Annotated in this window: 12 protein-coding genes, 1 tRNA gene and 1 pseudogene; 13 read left to right on the forward strand and 1 reads right to left on the reverse strand. The window is 74.1% G+C overall.

Annotated features, from left to right (window positions below; genetic code table 11):
* Positions 1–15: 15 nt before the first annotated feature.
* The 8 genes and pseudogenes from WMF31_RS25365 to cyaY all read left to right on the forward strand — a co-directional run bounded on the left by WMF31_RS25365 (position 16) and on the right by cyaY (position 6727).
* The gene (locus WMF31_RS25365) at positions 16–726 is read left to right on the forward strand and encodes a winged helix-turn-helix domain-containing protein (protein ID WP_436604411.1); all 711 of its coding nucleotides are present in this window, start codon (positions 16–18) and stop codon (positions 724–726) included.
* Positions 727–1221: 495 nt separating this feature from the next.
* Positions 1222–1602, forward strand: a pseudogene (locus WMF31_RS25370) (histidine kinase dimerization/phospho-acceptor domain-containing protein); the annotation flags it as partial.
* Positions 1603–1775: 173 nt separating this feature from the next.
* On the forward strand, positions 1776–2105 hold the full coding sequence (locus WMF31_RS25375) for a sensor histidine kinase (RefSeq protein ID WP_436604412.1): 330 nt from the start codon (positions 1776–1778) through the stop codon (positions 2103–2105).
* Between the two features lie 270 nt (positions 2106–2375).
* The gene (gene uppS / locus WMF31_RS25380) at positions 2376–3116 is read left to right on the forward strand and encodes a polyprenyl diphosphate synthase (protein ID WP_436604413.1); all 741 of its coding nucleotides are present in this window, start codon (positions 2376–2378) and stop codon (positions 3114–3116) included.
* A gap of 108 nt (positions 3117–3224) precedes the next feature.
* Positions 3225–3298, forward strand: a tRNA-Arg gene (locus tag WMF31_RS25385).
* Positions 3299–3526: 228 nt separating this feature from the next.
* On the forward strand, positions 3527–4846 hold the full coding sequence (gene phnA / locus WMF31_RS25390; protein WP_436604414.1) for a phosphonoacetate hydrolase: 1320 nt from the start codon (positions 3527–3529) through the stop codon (positions 4844–4846).
* A gap of 40 nt (positions 4847–4886) precedes the next feature.
* Positions 4887–6335, forward strand: a complete 1449-nt coding sequence (gene phnY / locus WMF31_RS25395; protein ID WP_436604415.1) for a phosphonoacetaldehyde dehydrogenase — start codon at positions 4887–4889, stop codon at positions 6333–6335.
* 53 nt (positions 6336–6388) lie between these two features.
* Positions 6389–6727 carry an iron donor protein CyaY gene (gene cyaY / locus WMF31_RS25400; RefSeq protein WP_436604416.1) on the forward strand — a complete coding sequence of 113 codons (339 nt, stop codon included), beginning with the start codon at positions 6389–6391 and terminating at the stop codon, positions 6725–6727.
* Positions 6728–6736: 9 nt separating this feature from the next.
* Here cyaY and WMF31_RS25405 read toward each other — a convergent pair whose 3' ends face one another.
* The gene (locus WMF31_RS25405; protein WP_436604417.1) at positions 6737–8278 is read right to left on the reverse strand and encodes a hypothetical protein; all 1542 of its coding nucleotides are present in this window, start codon (positions 8276–8278) and stop codon (positions 6737–6739) included.
* A gap of 441 nt (positions 8279–8719) precedes the next feature.
* Between WMF31_RS25405 and WMF31_RS25410 the strand changes: the two genes are divergently transcribed.
* The 5 genes from WMF31_RS25410 (at position 8720) to WMF31_RS25430 (ending at position 16631) form a co-directional block, all read left to right on the forward strand.
* Entirely contained in the window at positions 8720–10927 is a 2208-nt protein-coding gene (locus tag WMF31_RS25410; protein WP_436604418.1) for a pseudouridine synthase, read from the forward strand.
* Between the two features lie 141 nt (positions 10928–11068).
* Positions 11069–12556, forward strand: coding sequence for an HD domain-containing phosphohydrolase (locus tag WMF31_RS25415; RefSeq protein WP_436604419.1), 1488 nt, complete (start codon positions 11069–11071; stop codon positions 12554–12556).
* A 2-nt stretch (positions 12557–12558) separates the two neighbouring features.
* Positions 12559–13407 carry a lipoyl(octanoyl) transferase LipB gene (gene lipB / locus WMF31_RS25420; RefSeq protein ID WP_436604420.1) on the forward strand — a complete coding sequence of 283 codons (849 nt, stop codon included), beginning with the start codon at positions 12559–12561 and terminating at the stop codon, positions 13405–13407.
* 99 nt (positions 13408–13506) lie between these two features.
* Entirely contained in the window at positions 13507–15744 is a 2238-nt protein-coding gene (locus WMF31_RS25425; RefSeq protein ID WP_436604421.1) for a hypothetical protein, read from the forward strand.
* A gap of 191 nt (positions 15745–15935) precedes the next feature.
* Entirely contained in the window at positions 15936–16631 is a 696-nt protein-coding gene (locus tag WMF31_RS25430; RefSeq protein ID WP_436604422.1) for a hypothetical protein, read from the forward strand.
* Positions 16632–16664: the final 33 nt, after the last annotated feature.

Raw genomic sequence — 16664 nt, forward strand, 5'->3', positions numbered from 1 at the left:
CTAGGCTCGGAGGCCATGGCCAAAATTCTGGTCGTCGAGGATGAGCCGGCGATCGCCGAGTCGATCGCCTACTTCCTGCGGCGCGACGGGTTCGCGGCCACCGTCGCCACCACGCTCGCGGCCGCCGAGCGGGAGGTCGACAGGGCGGACCTCATCATCCTCGACCTCATGCTCCCCGACGGCAGCGGCTTCGACCTCATCGGCCAGGTGCGGCGGAGCGCGGCGCGCGCCGCCATCATCGTCCTGTCGAGCCGCGACAGCGAGGCGGACCGCGTCGCCGCCCTCGAGACCGGCGCCGACGACTACGTGACCAAGCCGTTCTCGCCCCGCGAGATCGTGGCGCGCGTGCGGGCCGTCCTCCGCCGCGCCGCCCCGCCCCCGCCCGCGAAGCCCGCCGCCGCGGCCGCGCCGCTGCCGCTCGCGGTCGACGAGGCCACGCGGCGGGCGCACGTGAACGGCCAGAAGATCGACCTCACCCGCGTCGAGTTCGACCTGCTCGCCTGCATGCTCGCGGCGCCGGGCAGGGTCTTCACGCGCGCCCAGCTCATCGACCGGGTCTGGGGCGACGGGTTCGCGATCACCGACCGGACGATCGACTCGCACGTGAAGGGGCTCCGGAAGAAGGTCGTCGAGGCGGGCGGCGACGCCGACCTCATCGAGACGGTGCGCGGCGTCGGCTACCGGGTCACGGACAGGCCGAGCTCCTCCGGCGGGAGCGGGGACTGAGCCGTGCTGCGCCTCGTGGTCACCGCGGCGGCGGCGGTCGCGATCATCCTGCTCGTCGCCCTGTTCGCCTCGCGCCTCGTCCGCGCCCGGACCGCGGGGATGAGCATCCGGATGCAGATCTTCATCGCGCTCGGCGGCATCGTCGGCGCGTTCGCGTTCGGGCTCGGGCTGCTCGTCATCGACCGCATCGAGGCGCGCGCGACGCTGCTCGCCGAGGGCAGCGCGCGCCACGAGGCCGCCGCCTTCGCCGCCGTCGCCGCCATGGAGATGGAGGTCCGCGGCGTCGACCTCGCCGGCGTGCGCGCCCTCGACGGCGAGGGCGCGGGCGCCGCCGCCCAGAACGTCGCGCTCCTCGATCCGGAGGGCCGCGTGCTCCGGGCGCGCGGCGCCTCGCCGGGCGAGCCCGGGACCGTCTTCGTGACCGCGCCGATCGAGGTCCGCGGCCGGCGCGTCGGGAGCGTGCAGGTCGTGAAGCCCACGATCGTCGTGCAGCGGATGGTCGCCGACTTCGCGCCCCCGATCCTCGTGCTGAGCACCGTGCTCGGCGCCGCGGCGGCGCTCTCGTCGTTCCTGATCGGCCGCACCATCGCGACGCCGATCGAGGCGCTCACCGAGTTCGCGGTGCGCGTGAGCGAGGGGGAGGTGCGCGCGGCGCCGCCGCCAGCCCACGGCCGCGAGGTCCAGCGGCTGACGCGCGCCATCGACTCGATGCGGCGGCAGCTCGAGGGCCGCCCCTTCGTCGAGACCTTCGCCGCGGATCTCTCGCACGAGCTCAAGAACCCGGTCGCCGCCATCCGCGCCAGCGCCGAGGTGCTCTCCGAGGGGGCGCTCGAGGATCCCGAGGAGGCGGCCCGCTTCGTCGCGCGCATCCGCGAGGCGATCACGCGCATCGAGGCGCTCCTCGGGGAGCTGCTATCGCTCGCGCGCATCGAGGCGCGCGGCGTGGAGCACGCGACGGTCGTCGATCTCGTCGCGGTCGCGCAGGCCGCGCGGCGAGGGCGCGCGAGCGCGGCAGCCGCGTCGAGATCGACGCGGCGGGGTCCGCGGCGGTGCGCGGCGACGCGCTGTGGCTGTCGCGCGCGCTCGAGAACCTGCTCGACAACGCGCGCACGCACGGCGACGCCGCGGCCCCCGTCCAGATCGCGCTGTCCCGCGTGGGCGGACAGGTCACGATCGCCATCCGCAACCGCGGCGAGATCGGGCGGCACGTCGCCGGCCGCCTGTTCCGCCGCTTCGTCACGACCCGGGCCGACCGGGGCGGCACCGGGCTCGGCCTCGCGATCGTGAAGGCGATCGCCGAGGCCCACAGCGGCTCGGCCGAGTGCACCCTCCGCGGTCCGCCCGAGGTCGAGTTCCGGATCTCGCTGCCGGGGGCATGAGCCGGCGGACCCCGGAGCTCCGGGCCTGCCCTCACGTCGAGCCAGGCTCCGGACGGTTTCCTCGCTCGCGCCGCGCGTGAAAAGGAGACCATGGATCGACCGGCGGTCGGGCGAGGCGATCCGCGGGGCGCGCGCCGCCGTCAACGGCGCAAGGGCCCTCGAGCTCTCCCGCGGCATCTTCCACAGAACCTCCACGATCGCATCACCGTCGTCCCCCCTGCTGCGCCCGTGTCGAGCGCAAAGTGCGGCGGTTCCCACCCAGGAAAGCCCATGACGTCCAGCAATCTCCCGAAGCACGTCGCGATCATCCTCGATGGCAATGGCCGCTGGGCAGCGGCCCGCGGCCTGCCCCGCATGCAGGGGCACCAGCACGGCGCGCACGCCGTGCGCCTCTCGGTGCGCGCCTGCCACGATCGCGGCATCCCGTACCTCACGCTGTACGCCTTCAGCGTGGCGAACTGGTCGCGGCCCAAGGACGAGATCGACGCGCTGATGCGGATCTGCCAGGAGTTCGCCGAGGGAGAGCACGACGATCTCCTCCGGCGCGGCGTCGCGGTGCAGGTCGTCGGCGATCTCGAGGACATCCCGACCCCGACGCGGCGCGCCGTGGAGAAGCTCGTGGAGGACACCGCGGGGGGCACCGAGATGACCCTGGCGCTCGCGCTGAGCTACGGCGGCCGTCGCGACATGGCGAACGCGATGCGCGCGCTCGCGGTCCGCGCGCGGGCCGGCCTGGTCATCCCGGAGGAGATCAACGAGACCTCGCTCCGGAACTTCCTGACGACGAGCGCGATGCCGGATCCGGATCTGATCATCCGCACCGGCGGCGAGAAGCGCCTCAGCGACTTCCTGCTCTTCGAGGCCGCGTACGCGGAGCTCTTCTTCACCGACACGCTCTGGCCCGACTTCACCGAGGCGACCCTCGACGAGGCCCTCGCGACCTACGGCCGGCGGCAGCGCCGCTACGGCCGGACCGGCGAGCAGGTCCGGCGGATGGCCGCGTCGACCTGAACGACCAGGCGCCGGCAGGCCCTCGAGCGCGGCCGTGACGCGCGCCGCGCTCGTGACGCTCGATCCCGGGGCCGTGATGCAGTACGAAGGCGGCGCCTGTTCGCGTACGCGCCCGTAGCTCAGCTGGATAGAGCAGCGGCCTTCTAAGCCGCGGGTCGCAGGTTCGAATCCTGCCGGGCGTGCCGATCCCCGGGGAGTTGCCTGACGGTCCGGCCCGGACCGGGCTTCCAGCCCTGGCCGGGCCGGCCGCGCTTCCGGCCCTGACCGCGCTTCCAGCCCTGACCGGGTTGACGCGCTTCCGGGCACGGCCGGGCCACGGAGCGGACGCGCGCGGGCCCGCGGCCCGCTCCGTTCGAGGCAGAGCGCCCTGCGCGGCGCCGCGGCCGCTGGCTTCTCGACCTGCGCCCTGCGTGTCAGCGTTGGGCATGATCGAGCTCTGCGATCGGCGCTACGCGCTGCCCGCGCGCAAGACGGTGGTGTTCTGCGTCGACGGCTGCGCGCCGGAGTACCTCGAGGCGGCGCTCGAGGACGGGCTGATGCCGCGGCTCGCGGGGACGCTCGCCGCGGGCGGCCTGTTCGTGCGCGGCCGCGGCCAGATCCCGAGCTTCACGAACCCGAACAACGTCTCGATCGTGACCGGCCAGCCGACGCGCGTGCACGGCATCTCCGGAAACACCTACCTTGACACCGCCTCGGGGGAGGAGGTGCCGATGAACGACCCGCGCTTCCTGCGCGTCCCGACGCTGTTCGAGCGGATGGAGCAGGCGGGCGTGAAGACCCTCTGCATCACGGCCAAGGACAAGCTCCGCGCGCTGCTCGGCGCGTGCCGCGAGGGCGGCCCTCGCCCGATCTCGCTGTCGGCGGAGAGGGCGCACGAGCAGGCGATCCCGGAGCTCGGCATCGCCTCGATCCCCGGCGTGGTCGGCCGCGAGAACCCCTCGATCTACGACTGGGACATCTCCCACTACGCCATGGAGATGGGCCTCGCGCTGCATGAGCGGGTGGGGGCGAGGCTCCTCTACGTCTCGCTGACCGACTACGTGCAGCACAAGGAGCCGCCGCGCGGCCCGATGTCGGATCGGTTCTACGCCCGCTTCGACGCGCTCTACGGGGCGTACCTCGACGCCGGCTTCGTCTGCGGCGTCACCGCCGATCACGGCATGAACGACAAGACCGCGGCGGACGGTTCGCCCAACGTGCGCTACCTGGAGGACGCGCTGCGCGAGGCCGGCCTCCCGGGCCTCCGCGTGCTCCTGCCGATCACCGATCCGTATATCGTGCACCACGGCGCGCTCGGCTCCTATGCGACGGTGTACGTCGACGCCGCGGCGGGGGGCGGCGCGCGGGACCGCGCCGCGGAGGTCCTCGCGCGGCTCCCGGGCATCGAGCTCGTCCTGCCGCGCGAGGACGCCGCCCGGCGCTTCGCGCTGCCGCCGGACCGGATCGGCGATCTCGTGGTCCTCGGCGACAGGTCCACGGTGCTCGGCAAGAGCGCCGCGTACCACGATCTCTCGGCCGTGCGGCGCGGGCTCAGGTCCCACGGCGGCCTGCACGAGGCGGAGGTGCCGATCCTCGTGAGCCACCCGCCGAGGCCCGAGGTGCGGGCGCGGCTCCTCGGCGAGGGGGCGGCGTCGGCTCCGGCGAGCGCGGCGCGCGGCCAGGCGAGCGAGCTGTCGAACGCGGACATCTTCGACGTGGTGCTGAACGGCCTCGCGACCGCGGCGGCCTAGCGCCGTCGATCGCAGGGCCGCACGGCGGAAGGGGGGCAGGATGGGCTCGGATCTCTCGATCGAACGACCAGCATTCCATTTCCCGTGCCTCGTCGCGGGCGCGCCGGTGAGCCGGGACGAGCGGATCCTCGTGCGCTTCCCGTTCACGGGCGAGGTGATCGGCAGCGTGCCGAAGCTCGGCGAGGAGGACGTGCTGCGCGCGCTCGCGAGCGCGTCCTCGGGCCCCCCGCGGCCCTCGCGCCACGAGCGCAGCCAGATCCTCCTCCGCGCCGCGGCGCGCATCGAGGCGGAGGCGGAGGCGGCCGCGCGGCTCATCACCTGGGAGAGCGGGCTCTGCCTCAAGGACACGCGCCACGAGGTGCAGCGCGCGCTGGACGTGCTCCGGTTCGCCGCGTACGAGGCGCTGCGCGACGACGGCCAGTGCCTCGCGTTCGACGTCTCGGCGAACGGCAAGCCGCGGCGAGGCTACACGCTGCGCGAGCCGCTCGGGCTCGTGACGGCGATCACCCCGTTCAACCACCCGCTGAACCAGGTGGCGCACAAGGTCGCGCCCAGCGTCGCGAGCGGCGGCGCCATGGTGCTGAAGCCGTCGGAGAAGACGCCCCTCTCCGCGCTCTACCTCGCGTCCGTGCTCCACGAGTCCGGGCTGCCGCCCGGCATGCTGAGCGTCGTGACCGGCGACCCGGCCGAGATCGGGCGGGCGCTCGTGACGCACCCCGCCGTGGAGCTCGTCAGCTTCACGGGCGGCGTGGAGGTGGGCAAGCGCATCGCGGGCATGCTCGGCTACCGGCGGGCGGTGCTCGAGCTCGGGGGCAACGACCCGCTCATCGTGCTCGACGACGCGGACCTGGACGAGGCGGTGCGGCTCGCGGTGCACGGCTGCTACAGGAACTCGGGGCAGCGCTGCACGGCGGTGAAGCGGCTCATCGTGAGCGAGCGCGTCGCCGACGAGCTCGCCGCGCGCCTCGTCGCCGCGTCGGCGGAGGTCCGGGTGGGCGATCCGCGCGACCCTTCGACCGACATGGGGACGGTGATCTCCGAGGCCGCGGCGAGGCAGCTCGAGGCGGCGGCCGAGGACACGCTCGCGCGGGGCGCGCGGCTCCTGTTCGGGAACGAGCGCCGCGGGGCGCTGTACGGCCCCACGGTGATGGATCACGTCCCGCGCGACGCCCCCTCGGTGCAGCGCGAGACGTTCGGCCCGCACGCGCCGATCCTCCGGGTGCGGGACATCGACGAGGCGATCGCGGTGGCGAACGGGACGAGCTACGGCCTCTCCGCCGGCGTCTGCACGAACGACCTGCGGCACGTCCATCGGCTCGTGCGCGAGCTCCGCTGCGGGACGGTCAACGTGCGCGAGGTGCCGGGCTATCGCTCCGAGCTGTCGCCGTTCGGGGGGATCAAGGACAGCGGCCTCGGGATCAAGGAGGGCGTCGTCGAGGCGATGAGGGCGATGACCCACGTCAAGCTCTACACGGTGCCCTGGGAGTGAGCGGGCGCGCTTCCCCGTACCGCCTGGGCGCGCGCCGGTGTAAGCGGAGCGGCATGAGCGGAGAGCCCCTATCGGAGCGAGAGTTCGACGCCGTGGCCGATCGGTCGTTGCGCGAGCTGGATCGGCAGATCAACGAGATCCCCGACGGCGTGGAGGCCGACCTGCAGAGCGGCATCCTCACCCTGGAGTTCGAGGACGGCACCAAGTACGTCATCAACAGCCACCGCGCCGCGCGGCAGATCTGGATGGCCGCGGAGCGGGCCGCGTGGCACTTCGACTACCAGCCGTCCGAGGAGCGCTGGGTCGCGCAGCGGACCGGCGAGGAGCTCTGGAGCACGGTCGAGGCCGTCCTGTCGCGGAAGCTCGGTCGCGCCGTGAGGCTCGCGCGCTGAGCCTCCCGGTCACAGCGCGAAGCGCAGGCCGAGCCCTCCGAGCAAGCCCGTCACCGAGGCGCCGACCCGGAGGTCGAGGGCGACGCCGTCCCACGGCTGGAGCGCGAGGCCGACCTCGGGCAGGACGAGCCACGGATAGACGAGCGGCCGGAGGCCCTGGAGCTTCCCTCTGGGGCGCGTGAACCAGCTCGGCTCGACGTACCCGGGGTAATGGTCGGCGTCGTAGTCGAGCTGGTTACAGTACCGGAAGCTCCCCGCCGGGTTGTTCGGCCCGCGGCACTTCACGTAGCGGTACGGATCTCCCGGCACGAAGGAGCTCGGGTCGCCGGCGACCGCGTCCCCCGGGTACGCCTGGGTCCGGTAGAGATCGCCGAGGAACGTCCAGCCCACGCCGATGCCCGCGCCCACGCGGAAGGCGACCCGCTCCTGGTCATCGAGCGGGATGTTCCAGACGAGCCGGGCGTTCGCCTGGAGCGCCTGGAGATCGCTCTCGATGATCTCGTAATCGGTGTCGGGGTGCCCCTTCGGCTTGAAGGGCGTCTCGCCCAGGCCGAAGCGCGCGTACGAGAGAGAGAGGACGAGATCGAGCCGGCGCCCGAGCTTCGTCGTCAAGGCCACATCGCCGCCGGGAACGAAGACGTTCCGTCCTCCTTCCCCGAACAGGCCAAACGCGAGCTGCGGGATGAAGAAGCCCTGAAAGCCGGCGCCGAGCCACAGGTCGTGCTCCTCTCTTTCCTTGATCTGCCCCATCTCGTCGCCGTACGGCGCGACGCGCGGCGGCGCAGGCGGCGCCTTCTCGGCCGGATTCTTCGCGAGCGGCGGCGCCTTCTCGGCCGGCTTCTTCGCGATCGGTCGCTTCTTCTCGGCCGGCTTCTTCGCGAGCGGCGGCTCCTTCTCGGCCGGCTTCCTCGCGATCGGTCGCTTCTTCTCGACCGGCTTCTTCGCGAGCGGCTTCTTCGCGAGCGGCTTCTTCTCGGCCGGCTTCTTCGCGCCGGGCTTCGGCTTGAGGCGCAGCTTGATCTCGCGCCGCTGCTTCTCCTTCAGCGTGATCCGCCGAGACGCCTCCTCGAAGCCCTCGGCCCTGCCGACGATCCGCAGCACGCCTGGATCGAACCGCTGCGGCGCCGAGGGCTCGGGGACCACCTCCCCGTTGACCTCGACCACGAGCCCCTCGTAGGGCTCCGCCGGCGTGACGACGAGCGTCGGGATGCGCGCGTCGAGCCGAGCCGCCTTCTTCCTAGCCGACGTAATGGCGGCCACATCTCGCGCCGTGTACCCGGGCTCCTTCTTCTCGCCCGCGACCTCGTGATAGATCTGGCTCGCCTTCAGCAGCGCGCCCCGCTTCGCGTAACAGTCCGCGAGGGCCACCGCGGAGCTCGGGCGGTGCCGCTTCTGCTCGGCGGACTCGAGGAGCGGGATCGCCCTCTTGCAGAACCCGCCACGGGCCGCGTTGATGCCCTGGCTCGCCTCCTTGTCGCCCGGCCCGGCGAGCGCCGCGTGGGCGAACAGCAGCGCGATGACGCCCAGGAGAGAAGCGATCGGAAAGCGCAAGGGGCGCTCAGCTTACCACCTCATCTGCCGACCGCGCCGTCCGGACGTGCTCGCGGCCGGGCCCACATGTCGCGAACGGCGGCCGGAGTCGCCCAGAAGGACGCGCCCCGAGATGCCGTGTGGAGGCGCCCCCCACATCGGCCCCGGCGTCACCCGGTCGTGGGGCGAGCCGCCCGCAGGTCCTGGACGGTCGCTGCCGGGCGGGTCGCCGGAGATACGCAGGTTTTTGTCAGGACCCGAGCGCCCCCAGCGCACGGCCGCCGAGCGTCGAAAGCGCGACTGACGAAAAGCTCGATGACCTCCTCTTTACACCTTCGACGCTGGACGAGAGCCCTTGTAAGCTCCCCCGGAATGGCTTCCGGCGCAGGTATCGAAGGACCGCACGGGCTGGGCGAGAGCACCACCGCAGAGGGATCGGGCGGCGGCGTTTTGTCCGGGCCCGTGCGGCGCACACTCAAAGCAGGCGAGATCCCGAACACGCTGATCGAGTGCAAGCACGCGGTCGAGTGCGCGGGCTGTCCGCTCATCGCAGGGGACTACGCGGAGCAGCTCAGCACGAAGCGCGCGCGGGTCGTGTCCGCAGCAGCGCACTATCCGTCGCTCGAGCTGCTCCAGACGAGCCCGGTCATCCCGGCCGATCCGATCATCGGCTATCGGGGTCGGGCCAAGCTCATCGTGGCCCCCTCGGGCGCGATCGGGCTGTACGGCCGCACGGGGCATCACGAGGTCGTCGACATCCCGGGGTGCAGGGTCCTCGCCCCGGCGCTCGCGGCGGTGACCTCGACGATCCGCGCGCTGATCGCGTCGCCGCCCCCCGAGGTCCGGTCGCTGCTCCTGCCGTATGATCCGGCGAGGGGCGGCGTGCTCCGCGCCCTCGATCTGCGCGAGGTCCACCTCGCGCCCGGCACGCCGCTCTTCGCGGAGATGGGCGCGACCGAGGACAACCCGGCGTTCGTGCTGGTCACGTTCGTCCTGCAGCGCGAGCGCGCGTGCACGCGCGACGAGCTGCGGGAGGCCGGCCGCGCCATCCGCGCGCTGCTCCCCCGCGTCATCGGCGTCGCGGCGAACTTCCACGACGCCGAGGCGCCGCAGATCCTCGGGCCCGAGACGATCGTGCTCGACGGCGTCTCGCACGCCGAGGATCGGATCGGGCAGATCTACCACATCGCCGCGTTCGGCTCGTTCGTGCAGGCGCACCGGGCGCAGGCCGCGCGCGTGCACGCGCTCCTGCTCCGCGAGATCGCGTCGCTCGAGAACGACGGGCCCGTCATCGAGGGCGAGGCCGCGGTGGGCCCGGCCTCCCGACGCAAGGAGCCGCCGCGCATCCTCGACCTGTACGGCGGCTCGGGCGCGATCTCGCTCGCCCTGGCGCACGGGGGCAACCGGATCCTGATGGTCGAGTCGTTCGCGCCCGCGGCGGCGAACGCGCGCGCGGCGGCGGAGGCCCAGGGGCTGACCCAGCGCGTGGAGGTGCGCACCGGCGACGTCTCGGAGATCGTCGGCTCCCTCGCCAGCGCCTCGGAGCGGTTCGACGGCATCGTGGTGAACCCGCCGCGCCGCGGCGTCTCCCCGACGGCGCGCGAGGCGATCGCGCGGCTGGGCGCGCCGCTCCTCGTCTACGTCTCGTGCGATCCCGACACGCTCGCGCGCGACCTCGACCACTTCTGCCGGCTCGGGTACTCGTCGACCGAGCTCACCCCGCTCGACATGATCCCGCTCACGGAGGAGATCGAGACGATCGCGGCGCTCCGCAGGACGCCCCCTCCGGCGCCCAAGGTCATCTACGACGACGACGGGGTGCTGGTCGTCGAGAAGGGCCCGCACGAGCCGGTGGCCCCGCAGCCTGAGTACCTCGGCTCGCTGCTCGCGCGCTGCGCCCGCATCCCCGGCGTCAGCGCGACGCCGCTCATCGTGCACGCCCTGGATCCGGGCACGAGCGGCCTCGTCATGCTCGCGCGCGACGAGGAGGCGGCGACGCGCTGGGGCGAGGCGCTGGCGAAGTCGGGGCGCCTCATCTACCTGGCCGCGGCCAAGGGCGTCACCCCGGGCAAGGGCGCGATCACCCGCGATCTCCGGGAGGGCACGCGCACGTACACGGCGCGCACGCGCTACCGGCGCCTCGCGGTCGCGTCGGGCCACTCGATCCTCCGCGTCATCCCCGACGGCGGGCGCACGCACCAGATCCGGCGGCACCTCGCCGCGATCGGCCACCCGATCCTCGGCGACGAGCGGTACGGGCACGTGCCGACGAACCGCTACTTCGAGGAGAAGCACGGCCTCGATCGCTCGTTCGTCCACCTCGTCCGCATCGAGATCGAGCACCCGCGCACGGGGGTGAAGATGATCATCGAGTCGACGCTGCCAGGCGATCTGCGCTCGGCGCTCGAGCGCTCGACGGGCCCGTCGGTGATCCGCTTCCTGGAGCAGAAGCACGCCCTCGGCGAGCAGCGGGCCGTGCCGGTGCTGACCCCGGCGATGGACGAGCCGGCGCCGAGCAGCAGGATGATGCCGTTCCGCGCCGAGGAGATCGAGTCCGGGGCGCCGGCCTCGATCCGCAGCCCCGGCCCCATCTCGATCCGCGTGCCGGATCTCGACGAGTCTCCCCGTACCATCCGGCACCCCATCGTCTCCACCGGCGACGAGGACTGATCCCCGCCCCGCAGCGGCCCAGGTACGGTCGCGGCCGGCCGCACCCGGGCGCGGCCCCGGCGCCGCCCCTCTCTTGGGACCCGGCGCCGCCCCTCTCTTGATCGATGGGCGGCGACCGGATCTGGTAGGCTTCCCGGCCGCATGTCCACGTTGCCCGAAGACCGTCCTCGCATCCTCGTCGTGGACGACGAGAAGGTGATCCGCGACATGCTGGCCGACTTCCTCGGCATGGAGGGCTATTACGTCCGCACGGCAGAGGACGGCACCAGCGCGCTCAACGAGCTCACGAAGGGTCACTACGATCTCGTGATCAGCGATCTCAAGATGCCGCGGATGGGGGGCATCGCGCTGCTGGACGAGATCGGCAAGACGGCGCCGAACGCCCTCACGGTCATCATGACGGGGTTCGGCACCGTCGAGACCGCGATCGACGCGATGAAGCGCGGCGCTTACGACTACGTGCTCAAGCCGTTCAAGCTGGACGAGGTCGTGCACGTCGTGCAGCGCGGGATCGAGAAGCAGCGGATGGCCGCGGAGAACATCCGGCTGCGCGAGGCGGTGTCGCTCTACAAGGTGAGCGAGGCGATCGCGGCGAGCCTGTCGCTCGACCAGGTGCTGGAGACCGTCGCGGAGAGCTGCCTCCACGAGGTGCGCGGCGACCTCATCTCGACGTGGCTCGACGACGGCGAGGGGAGCTTCTTCGAGCGGCAGCACCTCCGCGGCGCGTCGGTGCCCGCGGACGTCGACCTCGGCCGGCTCGATCCGGCGCGCGTGATCGAGCACTTCCGCCCCGAGGCGCTCCTGCTCGAGCAGGGGACGAAGGGGCTCCGGTTCTTCGAGCGGGAGCCGGCGCTGCCGCTCCAGTCGCTGGTCGCCGTACCGCTCCGCATCCAGAAGCGCCTCATGGGCTTCGTCGCCGTCGCGTCGTTCACGCGCACGAGGCGCTTCGACGAGGGGCAGCGCAAGCTGCTCAGCATCATCGGGTCGCGCGCTGCGGCGGCGATCGAGAACGCGCGCCTGTACCAGGACCTCCAGGCGACGTTCCAGCAGACGATCGAGGGGCTCGCCAAGGCGATCGACAAGATGGATCGCTACACCGCGGGCCACTCGGATCGGGTCGCGGTCTACGCGGTGATGCTGGCGCAGCGGCTCGGCCTCGGCCCGACCGAGATCGAGATCGTCCGGCAGAGCGCGCTCATGCACGACATCGGCAAGATCGGGTGCGTGCTCAACCTGAACAAGCCGGGCAAGCTCACGAGCGACGAGTACGAGGTCTTCAAGCGGCACCCCGTGTACGGGCGCGACATCCTCGATCCGATCAAGTTCCTGCACCCGCTCATCCCCGGCGTGCACCTGCACCACGAGCGCTGGGACGGGCGCGGCTACCCGCTGCGGATGCGGGGCAACGAGATCCCGATCATCGCGCGCATCATCTCGGTCGCCGACACGTACGACGCGATGACGAGCGACCGCTCGTACCGCCGGGCGCTCCCGCACGAGGTCGCGGTGACCGAGATCGAGCGCTGCTCGGGCTCGCAGTTCGACCCCGAGGTCGCGGCGAGCTTCACGACGCACATCGAGGCCTACCGCGACGAGCGCCGCGCGCGCGGCGAGAAGGTCCCGGAGTAGCCATGGCGCCCTCTCCCCCCACCGCGCTCGTCGACCCCGCGGGGGCCCCGCCCGCCCCGGGCGGCGCGCCCCAGGCGAGGCGAGCGCGCGCCGTGTGGCTCGGCCGGCGCCGGTACGCGCCGATCCACGATCTGCAGAAGCTGCTCGTCGAGGCGCGCGCGGAGGGGCGCGTCGACGACACGATCCTGCTCCTGGAGCACGACCCCGTGATCACGCTCGGCCCGCGGGCGAACCCGGAGCACGTGCTGCTCGACGCGCGCGCGCTGACCGAGCGCGACATCGACCTCGTGGCGACCGGCCGCGGCGGCGACGTCACCTACCACGGCCCCGGCCAGCTCGTGTGCTACCCGCTGCTCGATCTCAAGCCGGACCGGTGCGACGTGCGCAAGTACGTGCGGTCGCTCGCGGAGGTGATGATCCTGATCGCGCGCGAGCACCACGTCGAGGGCGGCACGGTCGAGGGGATGATCGGCGTCTGGATCGATCGCGCCGCGCCGGGGGAGTGGGGCGGCGCCGCGTGGGCGCGGGATCTCGCGAAGCTCGGGGCGATCGGGGTGCGCCTGTCGCGCTGGCTCACGATGCACGGCTTCGCGCTCAACATCGCGGTGGATCTCGGGGCGTTCAACCTCATCGTGCCGTGCGGCATCCGCGATCACGGGGTGACGTCGCTCCACGAGCTGATCGGGCGGAGGCTCACCGTCGCCGAGCTCGCCCTCGCCAGCGCCCCGCAGCTCGCGCGCGGGCTCGACCTCGAGGTCGCCGGCGTGGAGGACCTGTCGACGGTCGACGATCTCGCGGGCGCGCTCCTCGCCCCGGAGGCCGGCGCCGGCGGCATCCGGAGCGCGCCCTAGCCGGAGCCCGGCCAGGCCGCCGTGACGCGCGGCACAGGGCGGCCCCGCCGCGTTGGCAGGCGGTGTCGCCCGGCCGCGCCGTGGGTTAAAAGCCGTCCCGTGCGCGCGCAGCCGACGACGCGGCCTCGTGGAGGCGACGGGAGCTCGATCCGACGCTGCGGCGATCCGGCCGCGCGGGCGCCGTGGCGGCGGCCGCTCGTCCTGGCGCTCGCCGCGGGCGCCGCGGCGTCGCTCGCGCTCGCGCTCCTCGGCCCCGCCGCGATGGTCGCCGCGGGCGCGCGCAGCGCCGCCGCGTGCCTCGCCGCGATCGAGGCGCCGCGCGGCCCCGCGCTGCCCGACTGCCGGTCCGAGATCCGCTGGTTCGCCCTGCCCTCGCGGCTGCCGTGGACCTTCGGGGCGGCGAGCACGCTGGCCGAGGAGCTCGGCGTGCGCGCCGCGCTCGCCGAGTACATCGACGCGGCCGTCGGGCGACCCGACCGCGAGGCGCTTGCCCGCGCGACCTTCGCGGTGGAGACGGCCCAGGCCATGGTGGCCAGCGGCTCCAGGCGCATCACCTTCGAGGAGCTCGGCCCCGCGTGCGGCGCGCCGAGCCTCGGGCGCGAGGCGGCGAGGCTCGGCGATCGGCGCGCGCTCCTCTCGCAGCCGGAGCGCTGGCCCGACTGGCACGTGCGCGTGGGCGCCCTGCGCGCGGCGCTCACCGAGGGGGATCTGCCGCGCGCGATCGAGATCGCGCGCGGCTACGCGGGGATGGATCCGCGCGACGAGGACCTGCGCGCGACGGTGGGCGCGATCCTCTGCCTGGGCGCCCGCGCGGACGCGGAGCGCGGCGTCGAGCTCTTGACGCTCATCCAGGACGACCGGGCGTCGAGGCGCCACGCGGCCATGGCGCGCAACTGGGGCGAGGTCCGCGCCGTCCTCGTCGCCTGCGCCGCCCGGGCCGGCGTGGCGCCTCCGCCGATGCCGGACGCCCCCGAGGCAGGCGTGGCCGACGCCGTCGAGGCGCGGATGGCGCAGCGCGTCCGCCTCGCCGCCGCCGAGGGCGAGGACGCCGCCGGGGCGAAGCGCGGCGCGGTGCGCGCGATCCGGGACCTGCTCGGCTCCGCCGTCGCGCTCGCCCCGCAGGCCCGCGCGGACCTGCTCGCCCTCGTGCTGGCGGAGGACGACGCGCTCGACGCGGCCGGAGCCGCCGCGCTCGCGCAGCCCGAGCCCGAGGACGGCTCGCCGGCGACCGAGGTCGCCCCCGGACCATGGGTGGGCCCGCTGCTCGCGATCGACTGGCTCCCGGAGCGCGGGCTCACCGGGCCCGTGGTGGCCGGGGCCTCGCGCGCGCGCGCCGCCGCGCGCGCCGCCGAGCTGGCCGGCGCGCCGGGCCTGTCACCGGCCGAGGGCGACGCCCTGCGCGCGACCGCGGGGGCGCTCGCGCTGCATGCGGCCCGCGCGCTGGCCCTCGAGGGCGACGCGCCCCGGGCGATCGAGGCGCTGGATCGCCTCGGGGCGCTCTCCCCGGCGCTCGCGCCCGAGGCGGCCCGCGCGCTCGCGCGCTCGCGCGTGTGGACCCTCGCGGGCGATCGCGAGCGCGCGCTCGAGATCGTGGAGCGCGTCGATCTCGCCGCGGCGCCGCCCGCCCTGCGCGCGGCCGTGCTCCTCCAGCGCGCCGAGCTCCTCGCCTCGAGCGGGCGCGCTCACGACGCCGCGCGCGCGGCCGTCCTCGCCGACGAGGAGGCCGCCGCGCGCGCGGCGCGCTCCGCCCCGCGCGGGGCGCGCGCCGGCGACGGGCCCCCGGAGCGCGCCGTGCCCGCCCTGCTCGAGGCCCGCGCGCGGTGGACCCGGCTCGCCCTCGCCCGCCCTCCGGGCGCCTCCCCGCTCCGGGGAGGCGACCCGCCCCCGCGGTTGCCGGCGGATCTCGCCACCACCTTTCCCTGGGTCGGCTTCGCGCGCCTCGACGCGCCGTGGGCGCGCGGAGACCAGCCGGCGCTCTCGCGCGCGCTCGCCGCCTGGAGCGCCGCGCGCGACGCCCCGCCGCCCGCGCGCCGCGCGCTCCGTTACGCCGCCCTCCGCCGCCGCGGTGACGCGCCGCCCGCGCTCGTCCCGTACGCCGCCCTCGCGGCGCAGCTCCTCGGCGACGGCGAAGGGGATCCCGAGGTGTGGCTCGACGCGTTCCTCGCGCTCGACGCCGGACGCTTCTCGCTCCGGCACCACGCCTTCGCCCGGGCCGAGGCGGCGCGATGGCGCGGCGACGCCGGGAGCGCGACCGCATGGCAGCGCCGGTACGAGGCGCTGCGCGCCGTGGCGTCCGATCCGACGCGCGCCGAGATCGCGCGCGCCCTGGGCCTCTGAGGCCCTCGCCGCGATCGGCGCGACCGCGCAGCGCCCCCCGGCAGCGCAGCCCGGACGGAGCCCGCCCGCTGGACGCGCCCTGGCCTTCCCTGAGAAGCTGGAGACCACATCGCCGCACCTCTGGCGGTGGGGGCGCGCGATTCCTACGCTACAGCCTGGCTCGCGAGGGTCTGCTCGCGCGGAGAGTCTTCATGTGTCCTCATTGCGGAAAGAACGCACCCATCGTCCACCGCGGGCTCGCGGCGTATTGCACCGCGTGCGGCCGAGAGCGCCTGCCCCTCGCGGGCACGTCGGTCGACCTGGCGGGCAAGCCGTCCAGGGTGGGCGGGGTGGTCGCCGGCGTGCTCGGCTGGCTGGTCCTCATCGGCGGCACCGCGGTGGCGCTGCTCCTCGGGCTGATCGCGGCCGCGCTGTTTCCCGGATCGATCGCCGGCCTCGCCATCGGGCTGCCGATCGGGTTCATCGCCGTCGCGCTCGGCGTGCTGCTCCTGGTCAGCGGCCGCAAGCTGTCCCGCTCCGGGGAGAAGGCGTCGCGCGACGCGCAGGCCCGGGCGATCTTCTCGCTCGCGTCCCACCGCCGCCGCCCGCTCACGGCGCAGGAGGTCGGCGCCGCGCTCGATCTGCCGGCGCCCGAGGCCGACGCGCTGCTCACCGAGCTCGCCAAGGAGCGCCCCGACGAGGTGGGCGTCGAGATCGGCGAGCGCGGCGAGATCCTCTACACCTTCCCGAGGATCTCGGGGCAGACCGGCGTCCGTTTCCCCCGGCCCTCGCTTCGCATCGACCCGCGCGACGGCGCCTCCGTCCCGGCGGCGCGCCTCGACGACGACGAGGAGCTCGAGGAGGCGGGCGTCTCTCGCCCCTCCCCTCGTCGCGAGCACCTCCGCTGAGGATGTCCCGCGGCGCGCATGCTAGCCTCGGCC

Source organism: Sorangium sp. So ce1036 (assembly GCF_051369805.1).
GTDB classification, from domain to species: domain Bacteria; phylum Myxococcota_A; class Polyangia; order Polyangiales; family Polyangiaceae; genus Sorangium; species Sorangium cellulosum_F.

Coding starts and splice junctions, on each gene's coding strand:
- WMF31_RS25365 (WP_436604411.1), top strand. CDS start 16: ATGGCCAAAATTCTGGTCGTCGAGGATGAGCCGGCGATCGCCGAGTCG.
- uppS (WP_436604413.1), top strand. CDS start 2,376: ATGACGTCCAGCAATCTCCCGAAGCACGTCGCGATCATCCTCGATGGC.
- phnY (WP_436604415.1), top strand. CDS start 4,887: ATGGGCTCGGATCTCTCGATCGAACGACCAGCATTCCATTTCCCGTGC.
- cyaY (WP_436604416.1), top strand. CDS start 6,389: ATGAGCGGAGAGCCCCTATCGGAGCGAGAGTTCGACGCCGTGGCCGAT.
- WMF31_RS25415 (WP_436604419.1), top strand. CDS start 11,069: ATGTCCACGTTGCCCGAAGACCGTCCTCGCATCCTCGTCGTGGACGAC.
- lipB (WP_436604420.1), top strand. CDS start 12,559: ATGGCGCCCTCTCCCCCCACCGCGCTCGTCGACCCCGCGGGGGCCCCG.
- WMF31_RS25430 (WP_436604422.1), top strand. CDS start 15,936: ATGTGTCCTCATTGCGGAAAGAACGCACCCATCGTCCACCGCGGGCTC.